Source organism: Citrobacter sp. Cpo015 (assembly GCF_030333035.1).
Lineage (GTDB): Bacteria > Pseudomonadota > Gammaproteobacteria > Enterobacterales > Enterobacteriaceae > Citrobacter > Citrobacter portucalensis.
Genome location: NZ_JAOWGS010000037.1, coordinates 464,230 through 485,752 on the forward strand (window position 1 = coordinate 464,230; position 21,523 = coordinate 485,752).

19 protein-coding genes and 2 pseudogenes are annotated in these 21,523 nt (G+C 52.9%); 11 read left to right on the top strand and 10 right to left on the bottom strand.

What is annotated here, in order from left to right; translation table 11 throughout:
• Positions 1-114: 114 nt before the first annotated feature.
• From OGY67_RS17900 to OGY67_RS17925, 6 genes are all read left to right on the top strand, one after another.
• A complete protein-coding gene (locus OGY67_RS17900; RefSeq protein WP_286574330.1) occupies positions 115-1,200 on the top strand; it encodes a YncE family protein in 1,086 nt (361 codons plus the stop codon).
• Positions 1,201-1,346: 146 nt separating this feature from the next.
• The gene (gene pheP / locus OGY67_RS17905; protein WP_286574331.1) at positions 1,347-2,741 is read left to right on the top strand and encodes a phenylalanine transporter; all 1,395 of its coding nucleotides are present in this window, start codon (positions 1,347-1,349) and stop codon (positions 2,739-2,741) included.
• A gap of 180 nt (positions 2,742-2,921) precedes the next feature.
• The gene (locus OGY67_RS17910) at positions 2,922-4,163 is read left to right on the top strand and encodes an MFS transporter (RefSeq protein WP_286574332.1); all 1,242 of its coding nucleotides are present in this window, start codon (positions 2,922-2,924) and stop codon (positions 4,161-4,163) included.
• A gap of 15 nt (positions 4,164-4,178) precedes the next feature.
• On the top strand, positions 4,179-5,207 hold the full coding sequence (locus OGY67_RS17915) for a sugar phosphate isomerase/epimerase family protein (protein ID WP_286574333.1): 1,029 nt from the start codon (positions 4,179-4,181) through the stop codon (positions 5,205-5,207).
• Positions 5,204-6,355 (top strand): Gfo/Idh/MocA family protein, encoded by a 1,152-nt coding sequence (locus OGY67_RS17920; protein WP_111465954.1) that lies wholly within the window; start codon positions 5,204-5,206, stop codon positions 6,353-6,355. Before OGY67_RS17915 ends, OGY67_RS17920 begins: the two co-directional genes overlap by 4 nt.
• Before the next feature lie 77 nt (positions 6,356-6,432).
• Positions 6,433-7,413: a LacI family DNA-binding transcriptional regulator gene (locus tag OGY67_RS17925; protein WP_003831159.1), complete on the top strand. Its 981-nt coding sequence runs from the start codon at positions 6,433-6,435 to the stop codon at positions 7,411-7,413.
• Between the two features lie 3 nt (positions 7,414-7,416).
• Here OGY67_RS17925 and OGY67_RS17930 read toward each other — a convergent pair whose 3' ends face one another.
• The 4 genes from OGY67_RS17930 to OGY67_RS17945 all read right to left on the bottom strand — a co-directional run bounded on the left by OGY67_RS17930 (position 7,417) and on the right by OGY67_RS17945 (position 10,449).
• Positions 7,417-8,661 carry a mechanosensitive ion channel family protein gene (locus OGY67_RS17930; RefSeq protein WP_057066482.1) on the bottom strand — a complete coding sequence of 415 codons (1,245 nt, stop codon included), beginning with the start codon at positions 8,659-8,661 and terminating at the stop codon, positions 7,417-7,419.
• Positions 8,662-8,726: 65 nt separating this feature from the next.
• On the bottom strand, positions 8,727-9,380 hold the full coding sequence (nfsB, locus tag OGY67_RS17935; protein WP_003831162.1) for an oxygen-insensitive NAD(P)H nitroreductase: 654 nt from the start codon (positions 9,378-9,380) through the stop codon (positions 8,727-8,729).
• Between the two features lie 119 nt (positions 9,381-9,499).
• A complete protein-coding gene (locus OGY67_RS17940) occupies positions 9,500-9,868 on the bottom strand; it encodes an MmcQ/YjbR family DNA-binding protein (RefSeq protein ID WP_286574334.1) in 369 nt (122 codons plus the stop codon).
• Positions 9,868-10,449 carry a TetR/AcrR family transcriptional regulator gene (locus OGY67_RS17945; protein WP_071445801.1) on the bottom strand — a complete coding sequence of 194 codons (582 nt, stop codon included), beginning with the start codon at positions 10,447-10,449 and terminating at the stop codon, positions 9,868-9,870. The genes OGY67_RS17940 and OGY67_RS17945 overlap by 1 nt, the downstream gene beginning before the upstream one ends.
• A 190-nt stretch (positions 10,450-10,639) precedes the next feature.
• Here OGY67_RS17945 and OGY67_RS17950 point away from each other — a divergent pair, with 190 nt between their 5' ends.
• Together OGY67_RS17950 and OGY67_RS17955 are read left to right on the top strand one after the other, a co-directional pair.
• On the top strand, positions 10,640-11,752 hold the full coding sequence (locus tag OGY67_RS17950; protein ID WP_286574335.1) for an MBL fold metallo-hydrolase: 1,113 nt from the start codon (positions 10,640-10,642) through the stop codon (positions 11,750-11,752).
• Between the two features lie 17 nt (positions 11,753-11,769).
• Positions 11,770-12,111, top strand: a complete 342-nt coding sequence (locus tag OGY67_RS17955; RefSeq protein ID WP_003021996.1) for a RamA family antibiotic efflux transcriptional regulator — start codon at positions 11,770-11,772, stop codon at positions 12,109-12,111.
• Between the two features lie 21 nt (positions 12,112-12,132).
• On the opposite strand, the gene OGY67_RS17960 is transcribed toward OGY67_RS17955, so the two are convergent.
• On the bottom strand, positions 12,133-12,381 hold the full coding sequence (locus tag OGY67_RS17960; protein WP_008784044.1) for a DUF1158 domain-containing protein: 249 nt from the start codon (positions 12,379-12,381) through the stop codon (positions 12,133-12,135).
• Positions 12,382-12,448: 67 nt separating this feature from the next.
• Entirely contained in the window at positions 12,449-13,567 is a 1,119-nt protein-coding gene (locus OGY67_RS17965) for a YbdK family carboxylate-amine ligase (protein ID WP_286574336.1), read from the bottom strand.
• 142 nt (positions 13,568-13,709) lie between these two features.
• Here OGY67_RS17965 and OGY67_RS17970 point away from each other — a divergent pair.
• Positions 13,710-14,399, top strand: a pseudogene (locus OGY67_RS17970) (GNAT family N-acetyltransferase); the annotation flags it as partial.
• A gap of 294 nt (positions 14,400-14,693) precedes the next feature.
• Positions 14,694-15,407: pseudogene (locus OGY67_RS17975) on the top strand (alpha/beta hydrolase); the annotation flags it as partial.
• Positions 15,408-15,458: 51 nt separating this feature from the next.
• On the opposite strand, the gene OGY67_RS17980 reads toward OGY67_RS17975, so the two are convergent.
• Genes OGY67_RS17980 through OGY67_RS17995 form a run of 4 tightly spaced genes read right to left on the bottom strand, consistent with a single transcriptional unit; the run spans position 15,459 to position 20,224 of the window.
• A complete protein-coding gene (locus tag OGY67_RS17980) occupies positions 15,459-16,967 on the bottom strand; it encodes an FGGY family carbohydrate kinase (protein ID WP_048214730.1) in 1,509 nt (502 codons plus the stop codon).
• Positions 16,968-16,999: 32 nt separating this feature from the next.
• Positions 17,000-18,418 carry an L-fucose/L-arabinose isomerase family protein gene (locus tag OGY67_RS17985; protein WP_032942637.1) on the bottom strand — a complete coding sequence of 473 codons (1,419 nt, stop codon included), beginning with the start codon at positions 18,416-18,418 and terminating at the stop codon, positions 17,000-17,002.
• Positions 18,419-18,444: 26 nt separating this feature from the next.
• Positions 18,445-19,401 carry a transketolase family protein gene (locus OGY67_RS17990; RefSeq protein ID WP_191238773.1) on the bottom strand — a complete coding sequence of 319 codons (957 nt, stop codon included), beginning with the start codon at positions 19,399-19,401 and terminating at the stop codon, positions 18,445-18,447.
• Positions 19,394-20,224 carry a transketolase gene (locus tag OGY67_RS17995; RefSeq protein WP_032942640.1) on the bottom strand — a complete coding sequence of 277 codons (831 nt, stop codon included), beginning with the start codon at positions 20,222-20,224 and terminating at the stop codon, positions 19,394-19,396. Before OGY67_RS17995 ends, OGY67_RS17990 begins: the two co-directional genes overlap by 8 nt.
• Before the next feature lie 316 nt (positions 20,225-20,540).
• Between OGY67_RS17995 and OGY67_RS18000 the strand changes: the two genes are divergently transcribed.
• The gene (locus tag OGY67_RS18000) at positions 20,541-21,491 is read left to right on the top strand and encodes a sugar-binding transcriptional regulator (RefSeq protein ID WP_079934804.1); all 951 of its coding nucleotides are present in this window, start codon (positions 20,541-20,543) and stop codon (positions 21,489-21,491) included.
• Positions 21,492-21,523: the final 32 nt, after the last annotated feature.

Consider the following 21,523-nt stretch of genomic DNA (forward strand, 5'->3'; position numbering starts at 1 on the left):
TTTCATGTTTTTTACTCTCGGGTAATTATTCTTGATTCAGTAAAGATAATGCGTATAGTTCTCATTCTCTTTTGTTATTAACTCCCTGTATTACTTCTGGTAAGGATCCCGACAATGAAAAAAACAACATCCGCGCTGGCATTGCTGATTGCTGCGGCGTTAAGCGGTTGTGCGGCGCATACCACGCCAGCCAGCAACGCCAGCGTTACGGAAAAAACAGCGCAACCTGCCGTCAGTGATGTGCAACAACGCGCGCTGGCGGATGGGTTATATGAAATGGCGCTTAGCCCGGCAGGGGATGCGTTGTACGTTGCCAGCGCCGAAGGATTTAAAGATGTGCAGGGCGGCGTGGTTTACAAGCTGGATCAAAAAACGCTTAAAACGCTCGGCTTGAGTCATACCGATATGAAAAACTTTGGTATGGCTATCTCGCCGGACGGTAAAACAGTGTATGTCACCAACTCACTGGATGGTGGCCTGAGCGCGCTGAATACCGCTGACGGCAAAGTGAAAAATCGCGTACTGTTCCCGGAACGTAACCCAGAAGGTTTCCCGTATGGTGCGCGCCAGGTGCTGCTGCATAACGGTTTGCTCTATATTGGTGCCGTGGCGGATCCAGCGGTGATTTGGGTGGTTGACGCTGAAACCCTGAAGCTAAAAACCCGCATTAAAAATACGGGTAAATGGATGACCGGACTGCATTATTCAGAAGTGACGCAGCGAATTTATGCAGCTAACGGCGGCGGTGAAATTCTTGTTATCAACCCGCGTAATCAGCGCGTAGAAAAACGCTGGCAACCGCTGGGAGAACAACCTGCGCTGTTGCTGAATATGGCGGAGGACGCACAAACGGGTCGCCTGTTTGTCACCGACAACTCGAAAGCGAAGACTACCCTGGTGCTGGATATCCATACCGGTAAGCTGCTGAAAAAATTGGATGTGGGTGATTCGCTGGCGGTGAAATTTAACGCAAAACGCAACGAAATCTATATTACCCAGCGTGATTCAGGGAAATTGCTCAGCCTGAATGCGACCGATTACAGCGTGAAGAAAAGCTGGGATTTACCACCAAACCCTAACAGCTTGCTGCTCTCGGCGGATGGGCAAACCCTGTTTGTCACCGTGAAACAGAAATTTAATAAAGACCACTCTACATCTGCGCCAGATAACGTGGTACGTATTGACCTGAATAAACAATAACAACTCGCCTTCTTTCTATTGTTTTTCTCCCGAGCCTCGGTGCGTTGGGCAAGGAAGCCCGGCGTATCCAATCGATTGCGCCTTGCGACAACCAGGTTGAAATGTTAAAAGAAGCCCCTTCAATAAAAACCACACAGGGGAAGGGCGTGAAAAACGCGTCAACTGCATCTGACACCAGCGTGTCTGATGCCGCGTCGACGAACGAGCCGACGCTTCAACGAGGGTTGCAAAACCGCCATATTCAGTTAATTGCGCTGGGCGGCGCAATTGGTACCGGCCTGTTTTTGGGCATTGGCCCGGCTATTCGGATGGCGGGACCTGCGGTGTTACTGGGTTACGGCGTTGCCGGGATCATCGCTTTTTTGATTATGCGTCAACTGGGCGAAATGGTGGTCGAAGAACCCGTTTCCGGATCGTTTGCCCATTTTGCCTATAAATACTGGGGACCGTTCGCGGGTTTTCTGTCCGGCTGGAACTACTGGGTGATGTTTGTGCTGGTCGGCATGGCAGAACTGACAGCGGCAGGGATCTACATGCAGTACTGGTTGCCCGATGTTCCAACCTGGATTTGGGCCGCGGCATTCTTCGTGATCATCAACGCCGTCAATCTGGTCAACGTACGTCTGTATGGCGAAACGGAATTCTGGTTTGCGCTGATTAAAGTACTGGCCATTATCGGCATGATTGGTTTTGGCGTGTGGATGCTGTTTTCCGGTAACGGCGGGGAACATGCAAGCATCGATAACCTGTGGCGTTACAACGGCTTTTTTGCTACCGGCTGGAACGGATTAATTCTGTCGCTGGCAGTGATTATGTTCTCCTTTGGCGGGCTGGAGCTTATCGGGATTACTGCCGCGGAAGCGCAGGATCCACAGAAAAGCATTCCAAAGGCGGTAAACCAGGTGGTGTACCGTATTCTGCTGTTTTACATCGGTTCTCTGGTGGTGCTGTTGGCGCTGTACCCGTGGGTGGAAGTGAAATCCAACAGCAGCCCGTTCGTAATGATTTTCCATAATCTCGACAGCAACGTAGTGGCTTCTGCGCTGAACTTTGTCATCCTGGTGGCTTCGCTGTCGGTGTATAACAGTGGCGTCTACTCTAACAGCCGCATGCTGTTTGGTCTTTCGGTTCAGGGTAACGCGCCGAAGTTCTTAACCCGCGTCAGCCGTCGCGGCGTACCGGTGAACTCACTGATCCTTTCCGGTGCTATTACGTCGCTGGTGGTACTCATCAACTATGTGCTGCCGCAAAAGGCCTTTAGCCTGCTGATGGCGCTGGTGGTGGCGACGCTGCTGCTGAACTGGATTATGATCTGCCTGGCACATCTGCGATTCCGGGCGGCGATGCGTCGTAAGGGACGTGACACGCAGTTTAAAGCGCTGCTGTATCCGGCAGGGAACTACCTGTGTATTGCTTTCCTTGGCATGATTCTGGTGCTGATGTGTACGATGGATGAGATGCGCCTGTCAGCTATCCTGCTACCGGTGTGGATCCTGTTCCTGTTTGTTGCCTTCAAACTGCTGCGTCGTAAGTCCCGCTAAGTTTCTACCGATCTTGTTATTACCGATCCCATCGTCAGGATGGGATCGGATCCTCACTCAACGTTTATCGTGACCGTTCTCGCAATTTTGCTGCTGCTGACAGGATCTTTATTTTGTAATCGATTACTTTTCTATTGAATCTAATTTGTAATCGATTACTTTTTAAGGGTGGGGCAAAAAATGGTGTCAACAACCGAAAGTAGTGGAAAACAGAGCATACAGTACCGGCTGCTGGTGCCCCGGCTGTCGCTAATGATGTTCTTACAGTTCTTTATCTGGGGAAGTTGGTCCGTCACGCTGGGGCTGGTGATGAGCCAGCACAACATGTCGCTGTTGATTGGCGATGCGTTTTCAGCCGGGCCCATTGCCTCTATTCTGTCGCCATTCGTCTTAGGGATGCTGGTAGACCGCTTTTTTGCCTCGCAAAAGGTGATGGCGGTGATGCACCTTGCTGGCGCGGCAATCCTGTGGTTTGTTCCGCAGGCATTGGTGGCGCAAAACGGTGCACTGTTGATTGGTCTGCTGTTTGGCTACACGTTGTGCTACATGCCAACGCTGGCGCTTACCAACAATATTGCTTTTCATAGCCTGTCGGATAAGGACAAAACCTTCCCGATGGTGCGGGTGTTTGGCACCATTGGCTGGATTGTCGCGGGGATCATTATCGGTGTAACCGGAATTTCGGACACCACCGGCATCTTTACGCTGGCGGCGATTATCTCTGTGATTCTGGCGCTCTACAGCCTGACGCTGCCCAACACGCCAGCACCGGCGAAAGGACTGCCGGTAAAAGTTCGCGATCTGTTTTGTGCGGATGCTTTTGCTTTACTCAAGGTCCGTCACTTTTTTGTCTTCTCGCTCTGCGCGACGCTTATCTCTGTACCGTTGGGAACCTATTACGCGTATACCGCGTCGTTTCTTGCTGATGCGGGCGTCGGCGACGTCAGTACGGCGATGTCGTTTGGTCAGATGTCTGAAATATTCTTCATGCTGGTGATCCCGTTCCTGTTCAGACGTTTGGGCGTGAAATACATGCTGTTAATCGGGATGTGCGCCTGGTTCGTGCGTTATGCCTTCTTTGCCCTCGGCATCAGCGAAGAGGGCCGATTCCTGCTGTATCTCGGTATTCTGCTGCACGGCGTGTGCTACGACTTCTTCTTCGTGGTCGGCTTTATTTACACCGATCGTATCGCCGGGGAAAAAGTAAAAGGTCAGGCGCAAAGCATGATCGTCATGTTTACCTATGGGATCGGTATGCTGCTGGGCTCGCAAATTTCAGGCGCACTTTACAACCGGCTGGTGGCGGGGCAAACCGTGCCTCAGGCGTGGACCACATTCTGGTGGATCCCGGCAGTCGCTGCCGCAGTGATTGCCGTGATTTTCCTTTTCTCTTTCAAGTATGACGACAAAGAGCAGGCGTAATTTTCAGGAGGGGTTATGAAAACCATCAAGGGGCCTGGCATTTTTCTGGCGCAATTTATCGGGGATCGCCCGCCATTTAACACCCTGGAAGGCGTGGCAAAATGGGCGGCGGAGTTGGGCTATAAGGCATTACAAATCCCGTGTAATCACAAGTCGCTGTTTGATGTCGAACAAGCTGCTGTAAGTCAGGCCTATTGTGATGATATTCGCGGGATGCTGGCCGGATATGGGTTAGTGATTAGCGAATTATCTACCCATCTTGAAGGTCAACTGGTTGCCGTCCATCCGGCTTACGATGACGCTTTTGACGGATTTGCTCCGCCGTCTGTACGCGCTAATCCGCAGGCCAGACAGGCGTGGGCCATCGAAACCTTACACCAGGCCGCTGCGGCTTCGCAAAGACTGGGGCTGACGGCACATGCCACGTTTTCAGGTTCGCTCGCCTGGCCTTTCTTTTATCCGTGGCCACCGCATAATCGTCAGCGCTTTGAAGAGGCTTTTCTGGAGCTGGCGCGCCGCTGGAGACCGATACTCGATCGCTTTGATCTCCATGGGGTGGATGTTTGCTTTGAGATCCATCCCGGCGAAGATCTGCACGATGGCGTGACGTTCGAGCGTTTTCTTGCGCTGGTTGATAATCATCCTCGCTGCAACATTCTCTATGACCCAAGCCATCTGTTATTGCAACAGATGGATTATCTTGGGTTTATCGATGTCTATCACTCGCGTATTAAAGCGTTCCACGTCAAGGACGCTGAGTACCATGCCAGTAGCCGCAGCGGTGTCTATGGCGGTTATCAGCCGTGGCTCGATCGCGCCGGGCGCTTCCGTTCTTTGGGGGACGGGCAGGTCGATTTCAAAACGATCTTCAGCAAGCTCACACAATATGATTTCCCTGGCTGGGCGGTGCTGGAATGGGAGTGTTGCCTGAAAGACGCGCAAACCGGGGCGCGTGAGGGGAGTGATTTTATACGCCGCCATGTTATTCCGGTTTCTGCACGTGCATTTGATGATTTCGCCGCTGGCGATGAGGTACGCAAATGATACAGGTTGGCATTATTGGCAGCGGATTTATTGGGCCTGCACATATTGAGGCGTTGCGTCGACTCGGCGGTGTGAACGTGGTGGCGCTCTGTGATAGCTCGCTGGCGGTTGCCCAGGAACGCGCAGATGCTCTTCATATTCCTCATGCGTACGGTAGCGTTGAAGCGCTGCTGGCGCATCCCGGACTACAGGTAGTGCATAACTGTACACCGAATCATCTGCATGCCGATATCAATCGGCAGATTTTACGCGCGGGTATGCACGTGTTTTCAGAAAAGCCGCTGTGTATGACGCCGGATGAGGCTCGTGAACTGGAAACGCTGGCGCAGCAGGCTGGAGTGGTGCACGGCGTGAGCTTTGTCTATCGCCAGTTTGCAATGGTGCAGCAGGCGGCCAGTATGGTCAGAAGCGGCAGTGTGGGTAGTCTGTTTGCCGTACAGGGGAGCTATCTGCAGGACTGGATGCTGCTGGAGACTGACTACAACTGGCGGGTCGATGCCGCACAGGGCGGCGATTCACGGGCGGTAGCGGATATCGGTTCGCACTGGTGCGATACGGTGCAATTCGTGACTGGAAAACGTATTGTCGAGGTGATGGCCGATTTGGCTATCGTCTGGCCGGTACGTAAAGCCAGCATTGCCAGTAACGCTACGTTTGGCCAGCAAACGGCTGATGTGCAATTTGAGGATAAAGCGGTTACGACGGAAGATCGTGGGTCGGTGCTGGTACGTTTTGATGATGGCAGCAAAGGCTGCTTTAGCGTTTCGCAGGTGAGTGCCGGGCGCAAGAATCACCTGAGCTTTGAAATTAACGGTAGCCACTGTTCACTGCACTGGGATCAGGAAACGCCGCAACAGCTTTGGGTCGGGCACCGTCAGCAGGCGAACCAGATCCTGACGGACGACCCAGGATTGATGAATGCGGATGTTGCTGCCAGTGCGCACTTTCCGGGCGGGCATATTGAGGGCTGGCCGGATGCGTTCAAGAATATGATGCAGCAGTTTTATCAGGCGGTGTTGGCAGGCAAAATGCCCGCGACGGCGGAGCGTCGATTTGCGTCTTTTTCTGACGGTGCGGATGTGATGTATATTATTGATGCAATTATAAAAAGCCATCAGCAGCAGCGTTGGATATCAGTACAGCGCTAAACACGCATCCGGTTCGCCAGTCGGCGATTTTATGGTAGCCTCAACGCAAAGCGTAAACCGCAGGATGTGTCGTCGTTATGTCTATTCAAAAAATCGCCCAGCTTGCCGGTGTGTCGGTGGCGACGGTATCGCGTGTGCTGAATCACAGTGATACCGTCAAAGCCAAAAATCGTGAGCGCGTGCTACAGGCTATTAAAGAAAGCAATTATCAGCCCAACCTGCTGGCGCGTCAGCTGCGTACGGCACGTAGTTCGATGATTCTGGTGATGGTTTCCAACATCGCCAATCCTTTTTGTGCAGAAGTTGTTAAAGGCATTGAAGAGGAGGCGGAGAAGAATGGCTATCGCATTTTACTGTGTAATTCCGGCTCAGATACAGCCCGCTCAAAATCGGCGTTGAAGCTCCTGTCGGGGAAAATCGTCGATGGCATTATCACCATGGATGCATTCTCCAAATTACCGGAACTGACTACGCTGATTGGCGATGCGCCCTGGGTTCAGTGCGCGGAATATGCTGACAAAGGCGCGGTTTCCTGCGTGGGGATTAACGATGTTGACGCCGCACAGTCGGTAATATCTCACCTGGTGGATAAGGGCTACCGACGAATTGCCTTAATCAATCATGACCTGAGTTATAAATATGCTCGTTTGCGCGAACGCGGCTATAAAGCGGCGCTGCATGCGCTGTCGCTTGAATATCAGGCTGTGGAATATGCCAGTGAATTAAGTTCCAGTGCAGGAATTGCGGCGATGAAAACACTACTTGCCGCAGAGGTGAAACCCGACGCGGTGTTTGCCGTATCGGACACGCTAGCCGCTGGTGCGATGCGCGCTATTTTCGATGCCGGATTACAGATCCCGCAGGATATCGCCGTTGTTGGTTTCGACGGTACGGAACTGGCAGAAATGGTTTCTCCACAGCTTTCGACCATTGAGCAGCCCTCACGGGATATAGGCCGCAAAGCGGTAGGATTATTGCTGAATAAAATAGAAAATCCTGACGCGCAGACGGAAAGGGTGATGATGGACTGGCGCTATATTTCACGCGCCAGTACCTGAGCTTTATCGCTGAAACGCGCCAGACAGCGCACGAATATCGTTTCCGGTAGGCGACTGATGAATGCGCAAGCCAAACTCTTCGACTACGGCAAATATATGGTCGAAGATATCAGCCTGAATACTTTCATATTCCAGCCAGACCACCGTATTGGTAAAGGCATAAATTTCGATCGGTAAACCATGATCGTCCGGCGCAAGCTGGCGCACCATTAACGTCATATCTTTGCGAATACGCGGATGATGACGCAAATACTCGTTCAGATAAGCGCGGAAGGTGCCAATATTGGTCATCCGGCGGTGATTCAACACCGATTCAGGCGCATCTAACTGCTGATTCCACTCGTCAATTTCCTGGTGACGTGCGGTTAAATACGGTTTCAGCAGGTGGGCTTTATGCAGACGCTGGCGCTCATCCTCATCAAGAAAATGGATGCTGGTGGCATCGATGCTGATGCTGCGTTTTATTCTCCGCCCACCGGAAGCCGACATTCCACTCCAGTTTTTAAAAGAGTCTGAGACCAGTGACCAGGTTGGGATAGTGGTGATGGTGTTATCCCAGTTGCGCACTTTCACGGTGGTTAAGCCAATATCGATAACCGCGCCATCTGCACCATATTTCGGCATTTCCAGCCAGTCACCCAACTTCAACATATCGTTGGCTGAAAGTTGTATTCCGGCAACCAGTCCGAGGATTGGATCTTTAAACACCAGCATTAACACGGCGGCCATGGCGCCCAGACCGCTTATCAGTATTGCCGGTGACTGACCAATCAGCAGGGAAATCATCAATATTCCGACGAGAATTGCGCTGATGAGTTTGATGCCCTGGAATATGCCTTTTAGCGGTAATTGCGATGCGGCAGGGAGTTTTTGCGACAGATTGAGAATAACGTCCAGCAGGGAAAACAGGGACAGCAGGGCGTACATCATGATCCACAACTGTGCGCAGGTCACTAATATTTCTGCTGCTTCGCTGCCTTTCTGTAGCCAGAGTGCGGCCTGTATATTGACAATGATACCCTGCAGGGTGAATGCCAGCCGGTGAAATAACTTGTTCTGCGTGATGATTTGTAGCCACAGGCGGGAGCTGGCGCTGGCGCGCTTTTCAAATGCGCGTAATACCACCCAGTGCAAAATAACGTGAACAATAATGGCGGTGATAAAAATAATGCCAAAAATCATCACCAATGAGGTGGTGTGATTTATTTCAATGCCGAGTTCTTCTACCTGAGATATCAATTCCTGCATAACGTCTCCTTAATAAACAGCGGTCTATGATGACCGCTGCGCGGAGCTTATGCAAATGCGGAGGATTAGACTTCCGTCAGCGTCGTTTCCAGCGGCAGACGAGATTTCGGCAGCGCGGCGTTGAAATCTTCTACGCTGTGATGACCCACAGGAACCACCACTACGCTGGTGAAACCTTTTTCTTTCAGGCCAAATTCTGCATCCATGACAGCTGAATCAAAGCCTTCGATCGGCACAGCATCCAGGCCCATCGCCGCAACGCCCAGCAGGAAGTTACCGACGTTCAGGTACACCTGTTTTGCCATCCAGTGGTTGTCATCTTTCAGTTCTTTGCGATGCATGTCGGCAAAGAAGGTGCGGCCTTTGTGGTTTGCGGCTTTCGCTTCAGGCGTGGCGAAACGACCATCGCTTTCTTCTTGATCCACCACGCGTTCCAGCCATGCATCATCCATCGCCGTTTTGGCGCAGAACACCACAACGTGGGAAGCATCCAGCATTTTACGTTCGTTGAATACAAAGCCGCCGGCTGCGGATTTAGCCACACGCGCCTTACCTTCGTCAGTGCTGGCGACGATAAAGTGCCATGGCTGAGAGTTGGTGCTGGACGGGCTAAACTGCAGCAGCGTTTTTAATTTTTCGGCCTGCTCAGCGGTCAGTTTTTTATTCGGATCGAATGCCTTAGTGGAGTAACGTTTTAAGGCGACAGAAACAATATCCATAACTACTCCTGGTGATTTTCCATACCCTGCGGGTGCGTTTTGTTTCAGCAGGGTACAGGGTTAGCAGGAAAAAGATAAGACAGGAAAATGCAAAAACACTTATCGGGGTTAGCGATAAATCAACCTGGACGCAGGCGTTTTTGATCCCGCTTCGGCAAGCCATCGACGACGCGGTGCCAGGAATCATTCACCAGCTCTGCCAGTAATGACTCGGTAATATCGTCACCAGGATAGACTGAGATCCAGTGCTTTTTATTCATGTGATAGCCGGGTTCAATGCTGGGGTAGATCTGCTGGTTTAACAGTGATTTTTGCGGATCGGATTTCAGGTTAATAAGCGGCCGTCCGCGAAGCTCCGTGACCAGCATAAAAATTTTACCGCCAACCTTGAAGACATCGTATTCCGGGCCGAAAGGCCAGCAGTGTTCGGTAAAAGGTAGTTCGAGCGCAAGGCGTTTCGCACAGGCAGGAAGGGTCTGGCCGTCCATTATTGTTCCTCGCGGGTCAGGGCGCGCCACATGGCTTCAAACCCCATCGAAATATATTCATTTGCGCGGGCAGCGTCGCGGGCGGCGAACTCCATGGTGGTTTCTGCCAGAGAAAGGAATAGCCCGTCGCCAAAGGCGCGATATTCGTCAGACATAAACTCGGGTCGTACGGAACGATGACAAAGATCGCGCAGTTCCGGGAACATATCGTCAGCCTGTTGTTCGGTTTCCTTGCTTATTTTCTCGCTGACGGCCAACTGACGAATCGTGCGATGCCCGCAGGTGTGGTTCAGGCCCCAGCTAATGTAGCTGTTCCAGATGTAGTGAGTCATGGTTTTGGCATCGGTCACTGAACGATCCAGGTTTGCCATCATCGACTGACAAAGGTCTTGCTTCAAAAAGAGGTAAAGCTCGTTGATCAAATCATCTTTGGTCGCGAAATAGCGAAACAACGTTCCCTCCGCAACCCCTGCATTACGGGCTATCACGGCGGTCGAAGCCGCAACACCTGATTGTGCAAATGCTGTGGTTGCAGCTTCCAGTAATGCCAGTTTTTTGTCTTCACTCTTCGGACGAGCCACTACACTTTACCCTTAAGTCTGTAAAAAACATGATTGAATCACGGCGTTTGCTGCGCCGCAACGGCGAATGTCAAAGATTGAAAATCATCTTGACGGAGAACTTTCGATTTCTATAATGAGTGCTTACTCACTCATAATCAAGAGTCAGTCGCGCAAACCAGCGGAAAGGGGGCGCGTTTAAGGTCAGGATATGAAGCGTCTCACAGTTTGTGTGGTTGTTATTATGCTTATTGCTGCAGCTGCAAGTTTACCGTTTGTACTCAATGCCGGGTTTGGTCAGGCGCCGCAAGGGGCACAACTGAGTCAGGTTGAACAGTCACCGCACTATCGTGATGGACAGTTTCATAACCAGGTGCCGACACCGGGCTATACCGGCAACAAAGGCATGCTGGCGGCCTGGTGGGAGTTTCTGGTCGCTAAGCGTGAAAATGCACGACCAGCACAACCGTTACCTATGGTCGCGACCGATCTCGCCGGGCTTTCGCCGCAGCAGGATACCCTGGTCTGGCTGGGCCATTCTTCGTGGTATTTACAGCTGGCGGGTCAACGTATCCTGATTGATCCGGTTTTCAGCAATTATGCCGCACCGTTCTCGTTCCTGAACAAGGCCTTTGCCGGTGATTATCCGTGGACCGCACAGACGATGCCGGAGATAGACCTGCTCATCATCTCGCACGATCACTATGACCATCTGGATCTCGCCACTATCAAGGCGCTAATGCCGAAAATTAAGCGGGTGATTACGCCGCTTGGCGTCGGGTCGCATCTGCGTTACTGGGGGATGCGCAGCGAGATAATCGAAGAACGGGACTGGAATCAGTCCGTCAGAGTGACGGATTCGCTGATCGTTCATGTGCTGCCCGCCCGTCATTTCTCGGGGCGCGGTATCAAACGCAACCAAACGCTATGGGCGAGCTTCATGTTCGAAACGCCGGAGCAGAACGTTTATTACAGCGGCGATTCCGGCTATGGACCGCATTTTAAAGCCATCGGCGAGCAGTTTGGCTCTGTCGATTTGGCGATTATGGAGAACGGTCAGTATGACCAGGACTGGAAGTTTATTCACATGATGCCGGAAGAGACGGCTCAGGCCGCGGCAGATCTGCATGCGAAAGCCGTGTTGCCAGGGCATGCCGGCCGTTTCGTTCTGGCAAAACATACCTGGGATGATCCTTACAAACGACTGGCGCTTGCCAGCCGTCATCAGGATTACCGACTGCTGACGCCAATGCAGGGTGAACCGGTAATACTGTCCGAACCGGACCAACCGTTTACGGCCTGGTGGCAACAGGTGACTCAATGAATACAGGGGAGAGCATGATGACGATTTCTGCTCAGGTAATTGATACGATTGTTGAATGGATTGATGATAATTTGAATCAACCATTGCGCATTGATGATATTGCACGCCATGCGGGATATTCCAAATGGCACCTGCAGCGTCTTTTTATGCAGTACAAAGGCGAAAGTCTTGGGCGTTACATCCGCGAGCGCAAGCTGCTGTTGGCGGCGCGCGATCTACGCGATACCGACCAGAAAGTGTACGACATCTGTTTGAAATACGGATTCGATTCGCAGCAGACCTTTACGCGTATTTTCACCCGTACGTTCAGCCAGCCGCCGGGAGCTTATCGCAAAGAAAATCATAGCCGAACGCATTAACAGCAGAGGGTTCTCGCGGGCCTAATCCGCCAGCGAGAACCAGCGCCGCCAGATGAAGCGCAGCACCAAATATTCAATCACGCCCAGCAGTAAAAACCACAGGCAAAACAGCAAAGTATAAAACTGATTGAGATCCATCAGATGAAAAATGGCGACGAGTTTTTGCGCCAGCACCAGGCCAAGTGAGGGGGCGGGTAGCAGCAGGCAAGACAAAAAAGCCAGTAGCAGGATCCCTGCGACAGTCATCAGTGATTCAAGCGGGTGTTTCATGACATTGTTAAACTTGAGTTAAAAAGCTATTGTCCGGGATCTCAGCGGGTAACGCAAATACCCACGCTTACAACCCCGCCCAAATCTCACAATGTTTTTTCACCAGGCCACTCAGTGACCCGCCTTCGGCGACAAAGTCCCGCATGTTTTGTGCTTCATCATGACCATTTTTAACCTGCAGATGTATAGCTTCAATCGCGCTGGTTGCGCCTACTTTATCTGCAGAAGTAGCGATATTCTCCAGGAGTCGCAATGTGTCTTCTGACAGGCGGCAGCCGTCGCCGGTATTGATGTCGGTGACGATTCCCGCCATACCAAAGCGACAGGCCTGAAAACGATTGAATTTATACAACAGGTAATCACGCTCCTGGTGCTTGAATGGACGTTTGGTGAGTAACCAGTGGGCGGTAGCCTGAATAAGTCCTGCCATATTGACCGCATGATCAAGGGTCAGCGGCGTATCCATGACCCGAACCTCTACCGTGCCAAAGTGCGGGCTGGGGCGGATATCCCAGTGTAAATCTTTAATACTATCAATCATGCTGGTGTAAGCCAGTCGACGGAATAGCCCCTCGAATTCCTGCCAGTTATTCACCCATGGCATCGGGCCATTATCGGGAAATCCGGAGAAAATATTCAGGCGCGCGCAGGCAAACCGCGTGTCAGACGTCTGCATATAAGGTGAGGCGGCCGAGAGCGCAATAAAATGGGGAACAAATCGCGACAGGCCGTGTAGCAGGTAAATGGCATCATCGCCGTTTGCGCAGCCGATATGCACATGCTGGCCAAACACCGTCGCTTGCTGGATAAGATAGCCAAAATTTTCCAGGTTGCGCCGATAGCGTTCGTCATCGCAGACTTCCTGACGTTGCCATTTTTGAAATGGATGTGTGCCACCGCCACAAATGGCGAGGTGATGCTCTGCAGCAACTCGCATAATTATCTGCTGCATAGCGGACAATTCAGCATCAGCCTGGTCGATATTTCGGCAAACTCCGGTCGCCATCTCCAGCATACTTTCGGTGATATCGTGCTTCACTTCTCCGGCGGTGAGCTGCGGTTTTACGGCATCAATCAGCCGGGAAGAATCCTGACTCAGGTCGTAACCTGGCGGATTGACCACCTGCATTTCCAGTTCAATGCCTAACGTAAAAGGGTCGGAAACATGAAAATCAGGTAGTGGCATAAGGCTCTCTTCCGCGTTGATTTTTAATCAGTATAGAAGGACTGCTGATTTTCTGTTCGTCGTCAAAATCACCCTTGCGACGCTTTGAAGGTGTAATGGCCAGTGTTATAACTATTTTTTACTTCGCTACTGGGGTTGAATCGTGCCGGAAATAAATCTTTATGGGCAGACCGTCGGCGATGTCGTGCCGGACTGGAATGGCGCTGCCGTACTGCCACGGGAAACGCTGATAGGGCAATATTGTCGACTGGTTCCCCTGGATGCCGACAGCCATGCCGCCGATCTGTTTGATGCCTACGCGCAGGCGCCGGACGATCGCGACTGGACCTGGCTTGCAAGCTCTCGCCCCACAAGCGTCGAGGCCGCAGTTTGCTGGGTGCAGGGGAAAGTTACTGATGCCTCTCTGGTTCCCTATGCCGTCATTGAACAGCGTTCAGGACGAGCTGTCGGACTGGTGTGCTTTATGGCGATTGAACGAGAGCACGGTTCGGTCGAAATTGGTCATGTGACCTGGTCACCGCGTATGAAAAATACGGTTCTCGGCACCGAAAGCATCTGGCTGCTGTTACGCCAGGCATTTGCGTTGGGCTATCGTCGCGTGGAGTGGAAATGCGATTCTCTGAACACCGCTTCTCGACGGGCAGCGGAACGCCTTGGGTTTATCTTCGAAGGTCGCTTTCGCCAGAAGATTGTGCGCAAGGGGCGTAATCGCGACAGCGACTGGTTATCAATGATTGATAGCGAATGGCCCCAGTGTGACACCGTGTTACAGCGCTGGTTGGCCGCAGAGAACTTTGATGAAAACGGACGGCAACGCCAGTCGATGGCAGAGTGCTTTTCCTGTGAGACTGCCAACGTTGAGACTGTGCAGACGCAACAGCAAGGTTATCAACAGCGCTGGCAACAGGAACATGGCTCGCTGACGCAAACACCGCCCGCGCTTCTGGCTGATTTACTCGCAGCACAACCTCGCAATCCCAACCTTTGCTACGACACGCTCAGCTCAAGAGCAGGGTTAGCAGCACTGACAAAAGCAAATGTGTCCACCTCAGAACCGATGGCGGCGATTATCAATACGGAAGTGGATACCGGAGAGCGTCGCATCCCGGTACGGATTTATCGACCGGCACTGACCGGAGAGCCGAAGGTGGTGGTGTTTATCCATGGCGGTGGGCATCTGAGCGGTTCGGTGGAAGTGTATGACCCGGTTGCCCGTCATCTGGCGATGGCGACAGGAAATATCGTTGTGTCGGTTGATTATCGACTTGCGCCAGAAAACCCGTATCCGGCTGGTCTTTCCGATGCTAAAGCCGTAATAGAAAACGTCTGGTCGCTGCTCGACAGTCAGCATATTCCTTACACTCGCCAACTCACGCTTATCGGCGACAGCGGTGGCGGCGCATTTAGCGCGACGCTGGCGGCCTACTTTTCCCGCGAGCAGCCAGGATTTATTCATCGCCTGGTGCTGATTTATCCGAGCCTGGACTACACGCTGAACTGGCCGTCGGTGCAGGAGAACGGTACCGGAAAGCTACTGGATGAAAGCAAAATACGCTGGTATTTTCAGCAATATTTCCGCAATGAAGAAGATCGTAAACAGACGTCTCCGCTTTACCTGCCGTTGAGCCAGGATTTTCCACCCACTCTGGTAGTCAGTGGTGGGCTGGATCCGTTGCGGGATGAAGATTTTGCTTTTGTCGCCAGACTGCAAGCTGAGAGGATACCCGTTCAGCATGTTCACTTTCCTGGGATGACGCATGCTTATCTGATGCTGGAGGACAAAGTCCAGCAGGAAGCTAAAGCCACCTATCTGGCGATTGGTGAGTTTGTTCGCGATTAGCGCCCGCACTCAGTCGTGGCTGCGGGCGGATTTATCATGATTGCTGATTCGCTAAGGTGTTTGCCAGCGCGTACGCTCAACGGCGCTTTGCCACTCGTGCCAGCGTTTTTGCAATCGACCGTGACGCTCTGCGTTTGGCTGAAATGATATGTGGTCGGGCAAAAAATGGCGTAGCTGAGCGGTTTCTGTACCGAGCAGCGCCTTGCGTGCCAGCAGCCCGGCGCCAATGGCTGAAAGCTCGGGAATGTCGCTGCGCATAACCGGGCAACCCAGCAGATCGGACTGGTACTGCATCAGCCAATCATTTTTTGTCGGCCCGCCATCAACCATCAGCGCGCTGAGGCTGAAACCGCTGTGCTGGTGCATCGCTTGCACCACATCGGCAATTTGATAGGTAATAGACTCCAGCGCGGCGCGCACCAGATGCGCGCGTTTCACGCCGCGGCTGAGGCCATGAATTAACCCCCGGGCGCTTTCATCCCACCAGGGTGCGCCCAGCCCGGTAAGTGCCGGAACAAAATAGACGCCCAGCGTCGAGTCGACCGTGGCGGGCAGAGTATTGAGTTCATGTAACAGTTGCTCCTCCGGCAGTTCGCTTAAGCCGGTACTGTCGGCCATCCAGGCCACAGCATCGCCGGTATGGGGAATATTGCCTTCCAGACCATAGACCCGGGTATCGCCATCATGCCAGGCAATAGTTGTTGCCAGCGCATTCACCGCAGACTGCGTTGAAGATACCGGAGCCATCACCGATGAGCCGGTGCCATAGGTCGCTTTAACACAACCTTCAGCACCTAACCCGTGGGCAAAGAGCGCGGCATGAGAATCGCCAATCATCGCCAGAATGGGGATCCCATCGGGGATGGTCGCCAGGCCTTTCGTCACGCCAAAATGATGACTGGAAGGGCAAACTTCTGGCAGCGCCTGTTGCGGGATACCAAACAGCGCCAGCATCTCGCTATCCCATTGGCCGCTATGTAGATTGAGCAACTGCGTGCGCGAAGCGTTGGAGGCGTCACAACGAAACGCCGCACCGCCAGTAAGATTCCACAGTAACCAGCTATCGATAGTGCCGAGGCAAATTTCGCCTTGCTGCGCGAGCGCCATGCCGTTGGGGACGGACTCCAGAAGCCAGCGCATTTTAGAGGCGGAAAAGAGCGGGGCGACGGGCAATCCGGTGATGGATTTTATTTTCGCCTCATGACCTTGCTCGCGCAACGCCCGGCAAAAGTCAGCCGTGCGCGAGCATTGCCAGGTAATGGCGGGGCCGAGCGGACGCCCGCTTGCGCGATACCAGCCGATTGCCGTTTCTCGCTGATTACTGATCGCCAGCGCCGCCACCCGCTGCGTACCTACGGCGGCAACTGCTTGCGCCATTACAGCCAGAGAGGCCTCCAGCAGCGCGTCGCCGGACTGTTCAACCCAGCCTTCGCGAGGCGTGTGGATCGCCAGCGCGCGGGAGAACTTCGCGACCACATTTCCCCGACCGTCCAGCGCAACGGCTTTGGCATTGGTGGTGCCTTCATCAAGCGCAATAATAATGTCTTTCGTTGCTGACATCGTTTTCTCCAGCCTCTCTGTTTCCCTGAGTATTAGCGATGGAACAACGTATCCACCCCGAGATAGCGGGTGAAGGCTTCATGCAGCACCTCGGCGCTGGCGGAATGGTTCATTGCCACGTGATGTTCAAAACCGTTACGACAGATCCACGCCAGTAAATTCTCCAGATGCGGCACCTGGATTACTGCACGACAGCCAACCGTATCCAGCGGATCGTCTACCGATTGGCCTTCTCCGACGTACGCTTTGATTTCACCGGTTAAATCGTCGGTGCTCAGGCGGAAATAGGTCAGTGTGCCGCTTTTCATGCGTCCATGTACTGCACCGCAGGTGTTCTCTTTCCCAACGGTGGTACCGATGATGTCCGCTGTACCCATTTTGGGGCTCTCCAGACTGGCTGATGCAAAGTTTCCGCAGTGAAAAAGCACACATTTATCACGATCGTCGCCGAAATTGTTATTCCAGTCGGCAATGGAAGCCGGGCTTAAATTACTGCTGGCGAGGGCGTACATTGACAGCGCGCCCATCACATCCACTTCGCATGCGCTGGGCATTAACTGCCCGGACATCACGCTCATGATTGAGCATACGTTGATGCCTAAATTTTCCTGCAGCGAAGTCCAGCACTGGATCGCAGTGGTATCTATATCGTTAGCGATGACCCATTCGCTGATGACGACAAACAGTTTTGCCATTGTGACGAGTTTGTCGGCGGGAATGGCGCTGGCATCGGCGTTATCCAGCAGCAGACGACGTTTTTCATCCACACGGATATCGTCATCGCGCAGACATTTGATGCGGGTAAAGACTTCAGACAGATCCAGCGTTTCAACGGCGATACCCAGTCTTTCGAGTAATTTTTCGCTGTAGCGAACGGTATTGAATCCAGCCGGGCGAGCACCGATAGCGCCGACGCGTACGCCACGCATACTGCTGACAACACGGCAAATCTGTTCGAAACGTTTCAGATCCTGAGCAAAAACCTCACCGGCCAGATCGCAGACATGCTGGGTGGTGAGCGTAAATGGAATGCCGTACTGACGCAGGTTATTGCACAGGGAGATTTTTCCACAGAAGCTGTCACGGCGGGTGGCAAGCCCCATTTTATCAAGGTTATCTTCCTGCGCCTGAACCAGTACCGGGACATTCAGGCCAGACAGGCGCAGCGTTTCCGCTATTGCTTTTTCATCGCCAAAGTTCGGCAACAGCACGACCACGCCGTGAATGTCGTCGCGGTGAGCGCGGAAAAGTTCGGCGCACACTTTCGCATCCTGGCGGGTTTCTACCCCACCGAGTTCCGTTTGCGTATCGTCGAGCATAATGGTTTTAATGCCCAGTCGCGCAAAGAGCACGCTGGCTTGTTCGCGGGCTTCAGCAACCAGATAGCTTGGGAAAAATCCCCGATTGCCAATAATCACCGCCATGGTCAACTGTTGAGGAATTCGTGACATCGCTTTCTCCAGTAAGTGTTCTGTTGTTATTGTTTTATCGTGTGGTGCTGCAACAGCGCGGCGGCGTTTTTCACGACGCCAGCGGCGTCAATTTCGTGGCGGGCACGCGTTGCCGCGCGATCGGCCGCGATGGCATATTGACCATCGCCAATGCCGAGTCGGCGCAGCGGAATGGCACAGCCAGCTTCTGCCAGTACCTCGGCCACCAGGCTTCCCACGCCGCCATTAATGTTATGTTCTTCCACACTGACCACGGCCTTGCAGTGGGCTAATGCCGCCAACAGTTGTTGGGTATTGCAGGGACGAATTGACGGTACACTGATTACGCTTGCATCAATACCCGCCTGTTCCAGCACTGTGGCAGCCTCGACAATTTCATGGACGGTTGAGCCCATCGCGACCAGAGCGACATCTTTTCCTTTCCGCAGAATATCGATATTACCCGGAGTGAACTGGTAATTTTCGTCGTGTAGTTCCGGTAAGGCTTTTCCGTCGAGGCGAACATAAACCGGGCCGACGTGGCTTAAGGCATAGTCGATAATCTGCCGGCATTCCACTGGGCAGGACGGGGCGTAAATTTCAATATTGCCAAAACCGCGCAGAACGGAAATGTCATCAATACTGTGATGTGTGCTGGCGAGGGGGCCGTAGCTGGCGCCCGCGTTCAGGCCGATCAGCTTCACGTTGGTGTTGTTGTAGCAAATGTCGACTTTGATTTGCTCATTGGCCCGCGAAATAAGGAACGGAGCGGCATTACATGTGACAGCGATTTTGCCCCCCAGCGCCAGGCCGGCGGCGGCGCCAACCAGCGTCTGTTCGGCGATACCCACGTTGACCAGACGACCGGGAAATTCCTTCATAAACGGGGCGATTTTCGCCGTAGACGTTGAGTCAGCAACGACGGGTACAACGTCCATTCCGCGCTCGACCGCGGCAATTAAGGTATTCACCATCACGGTGGCGAGGTGTTCACTATTACGCATCTTTCAGTTCCTCCAGCGCCAGTTCAACTTCTTCCCCTTTTGGCACGCGGTGGTGCCATTCCGGGCGGCCTTGAATAAAGGAGATCCCGGCCCCTTTGGTGGTGTGGGCAATGACGACGTGCGGTTTACCTTCCGGGGTTAACCCTTCCAGCGTGCGCACCACATCACTCATATCATTACCGCGGCACTCTGTGACCTGCATACCGAAGGCGCGCCATTTCTCATCCAGTGGATCGGTGTTCATGATCTCTTTGGTTGCGCCGGCAAGTTGGAGGTTATTTTTGTCGTTGATGATAATCAGGTTATCCAGCTTGTAGTGGGCGGCGACCAGTGCGGCTTCCCAGTTGCTTCCTTCTGCCAGTTCACCATCACCGGTAACGACAAACACCCGGCGCTTGCTGTTGTTACGTTTAGCTGCCAGCGCAATGCCCACGGCGACCGGCAGACCGTGACCGAGCGCTCCGGTATTCAGTTCGATCCCTGGCGTTTTGTGTTTCACCGGATGGCCCGGCAGGTGTGAATCGGCGTGCTGATAGGTCGCCAGCCAGTCCACGGGAATAAAACCAGCCTCAGCCAGCACGCAGTAGTAACCGCCCACTGCATGACCTTTCGACTGGATGTAGATGTCGCGCTCATCGCTTGCTATAAGCTCTGGTGAGCAATTCAGGATGCGAAAATAGAGTGCTGTCAGCAGTTCGACCTGCGACAGGTCAGCGCCGGTATGTCCCCCCGCCGGGCTTTCTGCATTCAACACGATAATGCGACGACGTACCGCACGTGCTTTCTTGACTAGCTCTGGTATTGAGAGCGAAAACGGATTCATAAGACACCTCTTGAATGTTTAATCCTTAGTGAATAAATATTCCATGTGGGTGCAGTAGTGCAACTGTCTCGCTATCCACTGCGTAATATGCAGCTAAAACAGTTGGTCGTTATCGGTTAGAATAAATATTCACTACTGATTTATTATTCATGATTAAAGATATGCCTTGTCTGAGGGTTTGTCTACGCCTTATAGCAGCAAATTTTGGCGAAAAGAGAAAAGGATCACACTAACGCGATAACCGGAAAGGCGCAGACGACTTGTTATCTATTCAGGTATGAATAAAAATAACAGGCAGTTTACCAGGGGGAATGTTATGTCAAAGCAGGATGAACAGCGGTTGCTGGTTAAGATTGCCACACTTTACTACGCCGAAAATAAAAAACAGTCTGAAATCGCCACGCTGCTGCATTTGTCGCAGTCCTTTGTCTCCCGTGCCTTGACGCGTTGTCAGAAAGAAGGGCTGGTGAAAATCACCGTCGTACAGCCGACTAATATCTTTGTCGAGCTGGAAAAAGCCATTGAAGAGCGGTTTGGTCTGCGCCAGGCGATTGTCGTGGATGTTGGCGACAGCCCCAGTAGTACGCAAATTAAGCATGCCATTGGCAGTGCGGCGGCACATTACGTTGAAACTCGTCTGCGTGCCGAAGACCTGGTCGGTATTTCCTCCTGGAGTAGTACCATTCGCTGCATGGTTGATGAAATGCACCCGCAAAATATCCGGGCGGCAGGCGTGATCCAATTACTGGGTGGCGTGGGGCCAAACGGCAACGTGCAGGCCACGATTCTGACGCAACAGCTGGCGGCACACCTCGGCTGCCCGGCCTGGCTGTTGCCTTCGCAAAGTATTGAGCATTCGGTGGAAGAACGTTCTCGGCTGGTTAACAGCCCGGACGTGGCGGCGGTCGTCGAAAAATTTGCTGAAGTGGATGTGGCGATTGTCGGCATCGGGGAGCTGGAACCTTCTCAATTGCTGAAAAATTCAGGAAACTATTACAACGAAGAGATGCTGCGACTGCTGGCCGAACGCGGCGCGGTCGGGGATATCTGTCTGCATTATTACGACGCGGCGGGCAATCCGGTACTCAGCCATGAGGAAGACCCGGTTATCGGCATGGAGCTGGCGCAGATCCGCGACTGCAACCATGTGATAGCGCTGGCGGGCGGGGTAGAAAAACAGAATGCGATCCGTGGCGCGCTGCAGGGGAATTATATCGACGTACTGATCACCGACTACCCGACAGCGCGCAATCTGGTCAAAGGGTGACGCCGCGGTGAGTCAAGTTATCGCCAGCCCCT